We start from the raw sequence: 12,288 nt of genomic DNA on the forward strand, positions 1-12,288 counted from the left end.
GGGAGTTCGTAGAGAGTTCGAAGCCGTTCCACCCGGTCCGCGACGGTCCCCCTGTGGCAGGGGCGCGAAGCCGGGCGTACAGCAGCCGCCTATTCTTCCACGGCGTCGGCCCTGCGCCAAAATCGGCCGTCGGGCGTCGGGGCCCAGCCCAGGATGCTGAGCGTCTCGCGGTCCTTCTTGTCGAAGGCGGACGCGGGGGTGCGCTCGATCAGGTCCGGACGGTTCCGCGCGGTGCGGGCGAAGGCCTCGTCCCGGCGCCACCGGGCGATCCTGCCGTGGTGTCCGCTGAGCAGCACGTCGGGGATGCCGCGGCCGCGCCACTCCGGGGGCTTGGTGTAGACGGGCCCCTCCAGGAGGTTCGCCATCTCGCCGGGCGCGAAGGAGTCGTCCCGGTGCGACTCGGCGTTGCCGAGCACTCCGGGCAGCAGGCGGGCCACCGCCTCCGTGACGACCAGCACCGCGGCCTCGCCGCCGGCCAGCACGTAGTCGCCGATGGAGACCTCGTAGACCGGTATCCGGGTGGCGTACTCGTCCGTCACGCGGCGGTCGATGCCCTCGTACCGGGCCGGGGTGAAGATCAGCCAGGGGCGCCGGGAGAGTTCGACGGCGAGTTCCTGGGTGAACGGGCGACCGCTGGGGGTGGGGACGACGAGGGCCGGGCCGTGGGCGCCGGACTCGTAGCCGTCGGCCAGCACCTGGTCCAGGCAGTCGCCCCAGGGCTCGGTCTTCATGACCATGCCGGGGCCGCCGCCGTACGGGGTGTCGTCGACCGTGTTGTGCCGGTCGTACGTCCATTCCCGCAGGTCGTGGACGTGGACGCCGAGCTGGCCGCGGGCGCGGGCCTTGCCGACCAGCGAGACGTTCAGCGGTTCCAGGTACTCGGGGAAGATCGTGACGACGTCGAGCCGCATCAGGAGTCCCCGTCCCGGGCGGAGGCGATCTCCGCGCGGTCGTCGATCAGCCCCGGCGGCGGGTTGATCACGGCGCGCTGGTTCTCCAGGTCGATCTCGGTGACGATCTCCTCGACGAAGGGGATCATCACCTCGGTGCCGTCCGGGCGCTCGACGATGAAGAGGTCCTGCGAGGGCAGGTGGGAGATCTCCGTGATCCGGCCGACCTCGGTGCCGTCGGCGAGGACCACGTCGAGGTCCATGAGCTGGTGGTCGTAGAACTCGTCCTCCTCCTCCGGGAGCTCGGACGGGTCGACCTCGGCGATCAGCAGGGTGTTGCGCAGGGCCTCCGCGGCGGTGCGGTCCCTGACGCCCTCGAAGCGCAGCAGCAGGCGGCCGCTGTGCACGCGGCCGGTCTCGATGGTGAGCGGTCCGGCCGAGGCGGGCTCGGTGTGGAGCACGGCACCGGGGCTGAGCCGCAGTTCGGGCTCGTCGGTGCGTACCTCGACGGTGACCTCACCCTTGATGCCGTGGGCGCGGCCGATCCGGGCGACTACGAGCTGCACGCTGTTTCTCTCCTGTCGGGACGACGACGGGCCGGGGCGGGCACGTGTGCCCTCCCCGGCCCGTGCCGGTGCTTCAACTTCTCAGCGGACCTGGTCCACGTCGACGAGGTCGACGCGGATGCCCCGGCCGCCGATGGCGCCCACGACGGTGCGCAGGGCGCGCGCGGTGCGGCCGTTGCGGCCGATCACCTTGCCGAGGTCGTCCGGGTGGACCCGGACCTCGAGGACGCGCCCGCGGCGCAGGGTGCGCGAGGCGACCTGCACGTCGTCGGGGTTGTCGACGATGCCCTTCACGAGGTGCTCGAGAGCCTCCTCGAGCATGATCAGGCCTCGGTCGACTCGGTGGACGCGGCCTCGGCCTCGTCCGCCTTCTTCTCGGTCTTCTTGGCCTTCTGGGTGATGGCCTCGCCCTTGGCGTCGCCACCCTCCAGGGTCTTGGCGAACTCCTCGAAGGAACGACGCTTGTCTTCCTTCGTCGCCGGCTGCAGCAGCGGCGCCGGGGCCGGCAGGCCCTTGTGCTTCTGCCAGTCGCCGGTGAGCTTCAGGATGGCGAGGACCGGCTCGGTCGGCTGGGCGCCGACGGACAGCCAGTACTGCGCACGCTCGGAGTTGACCTCGATCTTCGAGGGGTTGTACGTCGGCTGGTAGATGCCCAGCTCCTCGATGGCCCGGCCGTCACGGCGGGTACGGGAGTCGGCGACGACGATGCGGTAGTGAGGCGAACGGATCTTGCCCAGACGCTTCAGCTTGATCTTGACTGCCACTGGAGTGGTGTCTCCTGGTCTTGACGTGGTTGGGCACAACGGGATGCCACGTGGGGTTGCGGTACTCGGGTGCCCGATGGACGCGTCAGCCGGAGGAGAGAGGGGTCCTGTGCGACTGTCGAGTACAGCTAGCCATTGTGCCATACGTCCAGGACACGGCCGCGCGCGGTGGGCGGCCAGGGCCGACGGCGTGGCCATGCCCGCCCGGAGCGCCCGCGGGAGCCGTCAGGACGCCGCCGCGACGGCGGCCTCGGGGATGCGGAAGGGCTTCATGCACCCGCCGCACACGATCGGCGCCTGCGCCAGCACGGAGGGCACCACCCGGACGTTCCGCCCGCACTCGCAGACCGCCTTGACGCGCACGCCGCCACCCGAGGAGCCGTGCCGGGCGGCCGGTCCGCGGAAGGAGCGCTTGGTGTCGGCCGCGGTGGCCGCGGTGTGCGCCTTGAGCGCGCGCTGGAGCCGCTCGATGGTGGGGCGGTAGCGCTTCTTGGCCTCGGGGTTGAGCGTGACCAGGGAGAAGCCGCTACTCGCGTGCGGCTCGTCGGAGTGGTCGAGGCCCATCTCCTCGGCGATCGCGAGGAATCTGCGGTTGTGATAGCGCCCCGCTCGCGAGGTGTCGCGCACGCCTCGGGCGGCGGCGATGCCATGGACTGCCTCGTGCAGCAGTCGCTCGAAGGAGAGCTCGGCGCCGCAGGCGGACGAGGACTCTCCGATCAGGGACTCGGGCGCGGCAAGGTCAGGCAGCTCGGGGTGGTACCGCTGAATGTCGGCCCACGCCTGCGCCAGCTCTGCGGCGAGAACAGGTGGTGTCGTGCTCACGTCGTGACAACGAGCCTGGGGGCCCCGGTGTTCCGATTCCGGGCCATTCCAAATTTTTTGCACGTACCAGTCAGTTCACTCTGATGCGTCCCGACGAGGACGGGTACGCAGAACTCCGGAGGAGTCGGTACGTAAGGGGGTCCCCCCGGCCGGAAGAGCGGCCGGGGGGGGACCCTCCCGACGATCAGTAGGAGCGCGCCACGATCGCGAGCGTACCGGGGGCGTCGTCGGTCTGCGGGACCGAGCCGTCCTCCGCGATCAGGCACCGCACGGACACGGCCTGCTCGCCGAGCTTGGCCTCGCCCTCCGGGCCCAGCACGTCCCACGGGATGCGCGCCCAGCCGCCGGCGACGGCGGCCTCGGCGGCCTCCTCGATGGTGGCCACGTCGGTGGTACGGGCCTCACGGCGCTCGCGGGACTCGCGCAGCAGCTGCGCCTGGTCCTCGTCCAGCACCTTCGGCAGCAGGTCGACCAGCGAGTCGATGGAGACCGACTCCTTGCCGCCCGGGATGCGGCGGGCCAGCATCGCGGTGCCGTTCTCCAGGTCGCGCGGGCCGACCTCGATGCGCACCGGTACGCCCTTGAGCTCCCAGTCCACGGCGCGGCGGCCGAAGGGGGTGTCGACGCGGTCGTCGACGAAGACCCGGATGCCCGCGGCCTTCAGGCGGTCGCCCAGCTCACGCACCTTGGCCACGGCCTCGTCGCCCTTGATCGCCATGACGACGACCTGGACGTGCGCCAGCCGCGGCGGCACGCGCAGGCCGTTGTCGTCGCCGTGGGACATGATCAGACCGCCGACCATGCGGGTCGAGACGCCCCACGAGGTCTGCCAGACCAGCTCCTGCTTGCTGTCCTTCGACAGGTAGGAGGTGTTGAAGGCCTTGGCGAAGTTCTGGCCCAGCTCGTGGCTGGTGCCCATCTGGAGGGCCTTGCCGTCGCCCATCATGCCCTCGAGGGTGAGGGTGTTGATGGCGCCCGCGAAGCGCTCCTTCGGGGTCTTGCGGCCGAGCACCACGTCGATGCCCAGCACGTTCGTCATGAAGTCGCCGTACACCTCGCGGTGGATGTGCGCGGCGTACTCCCGGGCGTCCTCGTAGGTGGCGTGGGCGGTGTGACCCTCCTGCCAGAGGAACTCGCTCGTACGGAGGAACACGCGGGGGCGCATCTCCCAGCGGACCACGTTGGCCCACTGGTTGATCAGCAGGGGCAGGTCGCGGTAGCTCTGCACCCACTTGGAGAAGTAGTCGTTGATGATCGTCTCGGAGGTGGGCCGGACGACGACCGGCTCCTCCAGCTCCTTGCCGCCGCCGTGCGTGACGACCGCGAGCTCGGGGGCGAAGCCCTCGACGTGCTCGGCTTCCTTCGTCAGGTACGACTGGGGGATGAACAGCGGGAAGTAGGCGTTCTGCGCGCCCGCTTCCTTGATGCGCGCGTCCATCTCCTGCTGCATCCGCTCCCACAGGCCGTAGCCGTACGGCCGGATGACCATGGTGCCGCGCACCGGGCCGTTGTCGGCCAGTTCGGCCTTGTTGATCAGGTCCTGGTACCAGCGGGGGAAGTCCTCCGCCTGCGGGGTGAGAACGGGTGCCTTTGCCATGGCGCGAATGGTACGGCGCCGGGGAGGCTGAGCGTGAATCGGGTCCATCCGTCCTATGGACGGGATGGCCGAGGAGCAGTTCCCTTGTCAACGGGGGCAGAGCGGGGGCACGGGAGGACAGGAGCGCTTTCCTATGACACCGACGCTGGTCGCCCGTGACTGGGCGGAGATCCAGGAACGGATGCTGGTGCCGCTGTACGAGGCGGTGTACGACCGGCTCGAAGTGGGCCCGGGCACACGGTTGCTCGGGCTCGACTGCGGGGCGGGGCTGGCCCTGCTGCTGGCCGCCGGCCGGGGCGCCCGGGTGACCGGGGCCGAGCCGGATCCGGGGCGGCGCGCGCTGGCCCGGGAGCGGGCGCTGGCCGCCGACGCGGCGCCGCGGGCCGCGGACCGCCCGTACGACGTGGTGACGGCCTTCGCGCCGGACGGCTGCCCGGACCTGGCGGCCGCGCTGCCGCTGCTCCGCCGGGGCGGCGCGGTGGTGCTGGCCGGGTGGGGCCCGCCGGAGCGGTGCGCCACGGCGGCCGTGCTGGGCGAGGCCTGGCGGCCGGCTGCGCGGGACGCGCTGGAGAACACCGCGCACCGCTTCGGGCTGGTGCCGGACGGGTCGGGGCGGGTGTTCTGCCCGTTCGGGTACGCCGACACCGAGAGCGCGGTACGGGGGCTGCTGTCGGCGGGGCTGTACGGGCCGGCCGATCCCACGGACGCGGACCAGGCGGAGAAGGAGCTGACCGAGGCGCTGCACCCGTACGTCCACGCGGACGGCACGGTCTGGCTGCCGAACCTGTTCCGCTACCTGATCGCCCGGGTGCCGTAGCCGGGGTTCACGGGTGCCGCAGCCGGGGTTCAGTCGGAGGACTTGGCCAGGCGCGGGATGCCCGCGGCGGCGTACGCGGCCTCCTCGTCCAGGCTCTCCTTCTCCATGAGCGCATCGGCCAGGGCGTCGAGCTTGTCCCGGTGCTCGCGCAGGAGCCGGCAGGCGCTCTCGTAGCACTCGTCGACGATCCGCCGCATCTCGCTGTCGACCACGTCGAGCGTGGCGGGCGCGGCGGAGAGTCCGTACGCCCCCTGGCCGTCGGACGGGATGGCGGTCAGGCGGCCGACCCGCTCGCTCATGCCCCAGCGGCCGACCATCCCGCGGGCGATGCCGGTGACCTGTTCGAGGTCGTTCTCGGCCCCGGTGGTGACGACCCCGTAGACGACCTGCTCGGCCGCCATACCGCCGAGCGCCCCGATGATCCTGCCGCGGAGGTACTCCTCCGTGTACGCGTAACGGTCCGCGTCGGGCGTCGAGAGGGTGACGCCCAGTGCGCGGCCGCGCGGCACGATGGTGATCTTCCGTACCGGATCGGCACCGGGCTGGAGCATGCCCAGCAGTGCGTGCCCGCTCTCGTGGTACGCGGTGCGGCGGCGTTCCTCGGCGGGCATGACCAGCGGCCGCACGGCGCCGAGCTGCACCTTCTCCAGCGCGTCCGAGAGGTCTGCCTGGGTGACGGCGGGCTGTTTGCGCTTGACGGCCAGCAGGGCCGCCTCGTTGGCGAGGTTGGCCAGTTCCGCACCCGTCATCCCGGGTGTCGTGCGCGCCACCTGCGCGAGGTCGACCTCCCGGTCGAGGGGGATCTCGCGGGTGTGGATCTTCAGGATGGACTCGCGGCCGCCGCGGTCGGGCGGGGAGACCATGACCGTGCGGTCGAAGCGGCCGGGCCGGGTGAGGGCGGGGTCGAGCACGTCGGCCCGGTTGGTCGCGGCGATCACGACCACGCCCTCGGAGCCGCTGAACCCGTCCATTTCGGTCAGGATCTGGTTGAGGGTCTGCTCGCGCTCGTCGTGGCCGCCCACGCCCGCGCCGCCGCCGCGGGCCCGGCCGATGGTGTCGATCTCGTCGATGAAGATGATCGCGGGCGCCGCCTTGCGGGCCTCGGTGAAGAGCTCGCGGACCCGCCTGGCGCCGACCCCGACGATCATCTCGATGAACTCGGAGGCCGAGGCGGAGAAGAAGGGCACCCCCGCCTCACCCGCGACGGCACGCGCCAGCAGGGTCTTGCCGGTGCCGGGCGCGCCCGCGAGCAGCACGCCGCCGGGCATCCGGGCGCCCATCCGCCGGTAGGCGTCGGGGTTCTTGAGGAAGTCCACGACCTCGCTGAGTTCGCCTTCGACCTCGTCGATGCCGGCCACGTCGTCGAAGGTGGTGCGCCTGCCCTCCTCGACCTCCACCGGCTTGGGCGGCGCCTTGCCGCCGAGACCGCCCAGGCCGCCTCCCATGGCCGCGCCCATCCGGCGGGCGACCAGCACCCACAGGCCGATCAGCAGGAGCATCGGGGCGAGGGAGATGAGCAGGTTGGCGAGGAAGCCGCGGTGCTCGACGACCGGCGAGGCGGTGACGGTGACGCCCTTGGAGGTCAGGGCGGACCACAGGTCGTCGTCGGCGAAGGCGGGGCGCTGGGTGACGAACTTGGTGTAGTCGCCGTCGCCGCCCGGGACGGGCTGCTTGTTCTTGAGCTGGCCCTCGATGGCGTCGCCCTTGGAGTAGATCTTCGAGACGTTGCCGTCGTTCACCTGCTTGCTGAACTCGGTGTACGAGACGGTCGGCTCGTCGCCCCCGTCGAAGAACGACAGGACGAGGTTGGTGAGCAGGTAGACCACCAGGGCGGTGAGGACCAGCCCGCGCCAGCCGCCGGGCATCCGCCTCTTCGGCGGCGGGGTCGGCGGCGCCCCCTCGGAGCGCCAGGGGGTGTCGGCCCGGTCACGCGGCGGCACGGGGGTGGGGCTGGGCAATCGGGCCTCCTCCTGTGTCGTGAGGTCCGACATTACGGGAGGTACCAGGACATCGCCGGGGGGCGTTGGCCCGTCCGGGGGTAACGAGAAGGCCCCCGCGCGGGGCGCGGGGGCCTTGTCGTACGGCGGGGCGTCAGCCCATGAACTTCTTGAACTCGTCGGGGAGTTCGAAGTCCTGGCCGGGCTGGCCGGCGGGCAGCCCGAAGGCGCCGCCGGGCGCGCCCTGGGCGCCCTGCTCGCGGCGGGCCTGGGCCGCGGCCTCGTCCGCCTTGCGCTTCATCGGGTTGCCGCTCTTGCGCTTGCCCTTGGCCTGCTTGACCTGCTTCTTCTGACGGCCGGGGCCACCGCCCATGCCCGGGATGCCGGGCATGCCGGGCATGCCGCCGCCCTGGGCCATGCGGGACATCATCTTGCGGGCCTCGAAGAACCGCTCGACGAGGTTCTTGACGGCGCTGACCTCGACACCGGAACCCTTGGCGATACGGGCGCGGCGGGAGCCGTTGATGATCGTCGGGTCCTGGCGCTCGGCCGGGGTCATCGACTTGATGATCGCGGCGGTGCGGTCCACGTCGCGCTCGTCGATGTTGTTGATCTGGTCCTTGATCTGGCCCATGCCCGGGAGCATGCCGAGCAGCTTGGAGATGGACCCCATCTTCCGGACCTGCTCCATCTGGGCCAGGAAGTCGTCGAGCGTGAACTCCTTGGGCCCCTTGGCGAGCTTGGCCGCCATCTTCTCGGCCTCGGCCTGCGAGAAGGTCTGCTCGGCCTTCTCGATGAGGCTGAGCACGTCGCCCATGCCGAGGATCCGGGAGGCCATGCGGTCCGGGTGGAACGCGTCGAAGTCGTCCAGCTTCTCGCCGTTGGAGGCGAACATGATCTGGCGGCCGGTGACGTGCGCGATGGAGAGCGCCGCACCACCGCGGGCGTCGCCGTCGAGCTTGGAGAGGACCACGCCGTCGAAGCCGACGCCGTCGCGGAAGGCCTCTGCGGTGTTGACCGCGTCCTGACCGATCATGGCGTCGACGACGAAGAGGACCTCGTCGGGGCTGACGGCGTCGCGGATGTCCGCGGCCTGCTGCATCAGCTCCTGGTCGATGCCGAGGCGGCCGGCGGTGTCGACGATGACGATGTCGTACTGCTTGGTGCGGGCGTACTCGATCGAGTCCTTGGCGACCTGGACCGGGTCGCCCACGCCGTTGCCCGGCTGGGGGGCGTACACCGCGACGCCGGCGCGCTCGGCGACGACCGAGAGCTGGTTGACGGCGTTGGGGCGCTGGAGGTCACAGGCGACGAGCAGCGGCGAGTGGCCCTGGCCCTTGAGCCAGAGGCCGAGCTTTCCGGCGAGGGTGGTCTTACCGGCACCCTGGAGACCGGCCAGCATGATGACGGTCGGCGCGGTCTTGGCGAACCGGAGGCGGCGGGTCTCGCCGCCGAGGATGCCGATGAGCTCCTCGTTGACGATCTTGATGACCTGCTGGCTGGGGTTCAGCGCCTTGGAGACCTCGGCCCCGCGGGCCCGCTCCTTGACGTTCGAGATGAACGCCCGGACGACGGGCAGCGCCACATCGGCCTCGAGGAGGGCGATACGGATCTCCCGGGCCGCGGCGTCGATGTCCTGCTCGGACAGGCGGCCCTTGCCGCGCAGGGCCTTGAAGGTAGTCGCCAGGCGGTCGGAGAGAGTATCGAACACGGCGCTCGTCGGTCCTTGGGGTCGGGGGTGTCTGATCGCCCTCCAGAGTATCCGGCTCCGCGAACAAAGCGGCCCCGCCCACCGGAACCGGCAGGCGAGGCCCAGGGCCCCCGCGGCGGCGGGGAGCGGCCGGACACGCTTTCCGACCGGCTCAGGGCGACCGGATCACCCCCGCAAGGGCGGGGAGCACCCGATTCCGAACGACCGCGGGGCCGGCGGTCACGCGCTCAGGACAAGGCGGCCTGCACCCGGGTGGCGAGGGCGGCTGCGGCGGGGGCCGGCAGCGGGAGGCCGCCGGTGTCGGTGACGTACAGGGTGTCCACGGCATTCGCCCCCAGCGTCGACACGTGCGCGCTCCGCACCCGCACCCCGGCGGACTCCAGCGCCCGCCCGATCCGGTGCAGCAGCCCCACCGCGTCCGGAGCCCGCACCTCCAGCACGGTGGCCGCGGCCGACACGCCCGGCACCGCCACCACCCGGGGCGGCGGCGGGGTCACCCCGCGGCGCCGCGGATAGGCGGCCTCCCGTTCGGCCAGCTTCCCGGGCACGTCCAGCGTCCCGTCGAGCGCCCGCACCAGATCGGCCCGGAGCCGGGCGGCCTGCGGCAGCGAGCCGTACTCCGCCGCGACCCGCCACCGCAGCGCGAGCACCTCCCCGCCCAGCTCCCCCGGCAGTTCCACCGAGCGCAGATCCGCCGCCCGCACCGTCAGCCGGTGCAGGGCCAGCACCCCCGCGACCGCGGGCAGCACTCCCGGCTGGTCCGGGACGGCGATGAGCAGCTCGACGCCCACCTCGTCCGGTGCCTCGGTGCGCGCCCGCAGGGCCAGCACCGGCTCCCCGGTGCGGACGGCCTCGACCGCCAGCCGTTCCTGTTCGGCGCTCGGCGCCCCGGTGTCCGGCACCGCCACGGGCCGGCCCGAGAGCACCGCGCCCGCCCGTTTCACGAGGTCGGCCACGAGGGATCCGCGCCAGGCGCTCCAGGCGGCCGGGCCGGTGGCGAGCGCGTCGGCCTCGGTGAGGGCGTGCAGCAGTTCCAGGGTGCCGGTGGTGCCCACGGCCTCGGCGACGGTCCGCACGGTGACGGGGTCGTCGAGGTCGCGCCGGGTGGCGGTGTCGATGAGCAGCAGGTGGTGCCGGACGAGGGTGGCCAGGACCTGCGCGTCCTCCTTGTCGAAGCCGATGCGGGCGGCGACGTCGCGGGCGATGGTCTCCCCGGCGACGGAGTGGTCGCCGGGCCAGCCCTTGCCGATGTCGTGCAGCAGTGCGGCGACCAGCAGCAGGTCCGGTCGGCCGACGCGGCGGGTGAGGGCGGCGGCGCGGACCGCGGTCTCGACGAGGTGGCGGTCGACGGTCCAGGTGTGGACGGGGTTGCGCTGGGGCCGGCAGCGGACGCGTTCCCAGTCGGGCAGCAGCCGGGTGATCAGGCCCTCGGCCTCCAGGGCCTCCCAGACGGCCACGGTGGGCTCGCCCGCGCCGAGGAGGGTGACCAGCTGTTCGCGGGCTTCGGCGGGCCAGGGCACCGGGAGCGGCCTGGTCTGGGCGGCGAGGCGGCGTACGGCGTGCGGGGAGACGGGCAGCCCGGCCTGGGCTGCGGCGGCCGCGAAGCGCAGGGGCAGTCCGGGGTCGCGTTCGGGGCGGGCGGCCAGGGCCAGCACGACCTCGCCGTCCTGTTCGACGACGCCCTCGGCGAGCGGGGCGCGCTCGGCGGCGTTCCCCCGGCCGCCGAGCAGTCCGCGCAGGCGGGGGCGCGCGGAGCGGGCCCGCAGGACGCGGCCGACCTCGCGCCAGGTGACGTCGCCGGCGTACGACACGACGCGGGCGGCCTCGTACACCTGCCGGAGGAGGGCGTCGGCGTCGAGCAGTCCGAGGGCGGCTGCCACCTGGTCCTGTTCCTGGAGGGCGAGCCGGTCGGTGGCGCGGCCGGTGGCGAGGTGGAGGGCGTCCCGGGTGTCGAGGAGGGCGCGCCGCGCGTCGGCGAGGCCCTCGCGGGGGGCGTCGGCGAGCCAGGAGGCGGCGACGGCCCGCAGGGCGGTGAGGTCGCGGAGGCCGCCGCGGGCCTCCTTGAGGTCGGGTTCGAGCAGGAAGCGGAGCTCGCCGGCGCGTTCGGCGCGCTCGCGGCCCAGCTCGGCGAGTTCGGGGAGCCGCCGGGTGGCCTGGTTGCGCCAGTCGGCGAGGACGGCGGTGCGCAGGCCGGCGACCAGGCCGAGGTCGCCGGCGACGGGCCGGGCGTCGAGGAGGCCGAGGTGGGCCTTGAGGTCCTCGGCGGCGGTCTTGCGGGCCTGTGCGGGGGTGCGTACGGAGTGGTCGAGGGCCAGTCCGAGGTCCCAGACGGGGTACCAGACGCGGTCGGCCAGGGCGGCGATGGCGCCCGGGTCGGCCTTGCCGTCGTGGAGGAGCAGCAGGTCGAGGTCGCTGCGGGGGGAGAGTTCGGCGCGGCCGTAGCCGCCGACGGCGACCAGGGCGGCGGACCGTACGCCGGTTTCGCGTGCGGCCGCCGTGAAGAGGGCGGCCAGCCAGTCGTCGGTGAGGGACGCCAGCGCGGAACGGCGCGGCGGCCCGGACCGCGACTCCTCCTGGAGGAGTCGCAGCCGGGCCGCCGCGTAACCGCTGGGTCCCGAGTCGGCCTGTTCGGTTTTCTCTTCGACGCTCGTCACCCAAGGGCTCCGTTTCCTAGAGCGCGTCCGCGCCGCGCTCGCCGGTGCGTACGCGGACGACGGAGTCGACCGGGACGCTCCAGACCTTGCCGTCGCCGATCTTGCCGGTCCTGGCGGCCTTGACGACGATCTCCATCACGTCGGCCGCGTCGTCGTCGGAGACGACGACCTCGATGCGGATCTTGGGTACGAGGTCGACGGTGTACTCGGCACCGCGGTAGACCTCGGTGTGGCCGCGCTGGCGGCCGTACCCGCTGGCCTCGGTGACCGTGAGTCCCTGGACCCCGAAGGTCTGGAGGGCCTCCTTGATCTCGTCCAGCTTGTGGGGCTTCACGATCGCGGTGATGAGCTTCATGCGTCCACCTTCTTGGCGTCCTGGGCGGCGGGGGCGGCGACGGCGGTGGTGGTGGGGGGGGGCGCCCCCCCGCCCCCCCCCCCGCCCCCCCACACCCCCCCCCCGCCCCCGTCCAGGTCGATGCCGGAGGACTCGTCGTCCTCGGAGACGCGCAACCCCAACGACATGTAGAGCA

Annotated in this window: 11 protein-coding genes; 1 reads left to right on the top strand and 10 read right to left on the bottom strand. The window is 72.7% G+C overall.

Annotation, left to right across the window (positions count from 1 at the left end; translation table 11 throughout):
- Nucleotides 1-89 precede the first annotated feature (89 nt).
- From trmD to proS, 6 genes are all read right to left on the bottom strand, one after another.
- Nucleotides 90-911 carry a tRNA (guanosine(37)-N1)-methyltransferase TrmD gene (gene trmD, locus ACIQUR_RS10680; RefSeq protein WP_403661580.1) on the bottom strand — a complete coding sequence of 274 codons (822 nt, stop codon included), beginning with the start codon at nucleotides 909-911 and terminating at the stop codon, nucleotides 90-92.
- Nucleotides 911-1,456, bottom strand: coding sequence for a ribosome maturation factor RimM (gene rimM, locus ACIQUR_RS10685; RefSeq protein WP_403661583.1), 546 nt, complete (start codon nucleotides 1,454-1,456; stop codon nucleotides 911-913). Before rimM ends, trmD begins: the two co-directional genes overlap by 1 nt.
- 81 nt (nucleotides 1,457-1,537) lie before the next feature.
- Nucleotides 1,538-1,777 carry an RNA-binding protein gene (locus ACIQUR_RS10690; RefSeq protein ID WP_003980229.1) on the bottom strand — a complete coding sequence of 80 codons (240 nt, stop codon included), beginning with the start codon at nucleotides 1,775-1,777 and terminating at the stop codon, nucleotides 1,538-1,540.
- Nucleotides 1,778-1,779: 2 nt separating this feature from the next.
- A complete protein-coding gene (rpsP, locus tag ACIQUR_RS10695) occupies nucleotides 1,780-2,220 on the bottom strand; it encodes a 30S ribosomal protein S16 (protein WP_399952887.1) in 441 nt (146 codons plus the stop codon).
- A gap of 225 nt (nucleotides 2,221-2,445) precedes the next feature.
- Nucleotides 2,446-3,042, bottom strand: coding sequence for a hypothetical protein (locus ACIQUR_RS10700; protein WP_399952890.1), 597 nt, complete (start codon nucleotides 3,040-3,042; stop codon nucleotides 2,446-2,448).
- Nucleotides 3,043-3,226: 184 nt separating this feature from the next.
- Nucleotides 3,227-4,639 carry a proline--tRNA ligase gene (gene proS, locus ACIQUR_RS10705; RefSeq protein WP_403661588.1) on the bottom strand — a complete coding sequence of 471 codons (1,413 nt, stop codon included), beginning with the start codon at nucleotides 4,637-4,639 and terminating at the stop codon, nucleotides 3,227-3,229.
- A gap of 133 nt (nucleotides 4,640-4,772) precedes the next feature.
- On the opposite strand from proS, the gene ACIQUR_RS10710 reads away from it, so the two are divergent.
- A complete protein-coding gene (locus ACIQUR_RS10710; protein WP_403661591.1) occupies nucleotides 4,773-5,456 on the top strand; it encodes a methyltransferase type 11 in 684 nt (227 codons plus the stop codon).
- 29 nt (nucleotides 5,457-5,485) lie between these two features.
- Here the strand turns inward: ACIQUR_RS10710 and ftsH are convergent, their stop codons facing one another.
- From ftsH to ACIQUR_RS10730, 4 genes are all read right to left on the bottom strand, one after another.
- On the bottom strand, nucleotides 5,486-7,447 hold the full coding sequence (gene ftsH, locus ACIQUR_RS10715) for an ATP-dependent zinc metalloprotease FtsH (protein ID WP_403661594.1): 1,962 nt from the start codon (nucleotides 7,445-7,447) through the stop codon (nucleotides 5,486-5,488).
- 100 nt (nucleotides 7,448-7,547) lie between these two features.
- Entirely contained in the window at nucleotides 7,548-9,104 is a 1,557-nt protein-coding gene (gene ffh, locus ACIQUR_RS10720) for a signal recognition particle protein (protein WP_403661597.1), read from the bottom strand.
- A 227-nt stretch (nucleotides 9,105-9,331) separates the two neighbouring features.
- Nucleotides 9,332-11,758 carry a [protein-PII] uridylyltransferase gene (locus tag ACIQUR_RS10725; protein WP_403661600.1) on the bottom strand — a complete coding sequence of 809 codons (2,427 nt, stop codon included), beginning with the start codon at nucleotides 11,756-11,758 and terminating at the stop codon, nucleotides 9,332-9,334.
- A 16-nt stretch (nucleotides 11,759-11,774) separates the two neighbouring features.
- Nucleotides 11,775-12,113, bottom strand: coding sequence for a P-II family nitrogen regulator (locus ACIQUR_RS10730; RefSeq protein ID WP_399952909.1), 339 nt, complete (start codon nucleotides 12,111-12,113; stop codon nucleotides 11,775-11,777).
- Between the last annotated feature and the right edge of the window lie 175 nt (nucleotides 12,114-12,288).

The sequence above is a fragment of the Streptomyces sp. NPDC101132 genome (assembly GCF_044759225.1).
Taxonomy (GTDB): domain Bacteria; phylum Actinomycetota; class Actinomycetes; order Streptomycetales; family Streptomycetaceae; genus Streptomyces.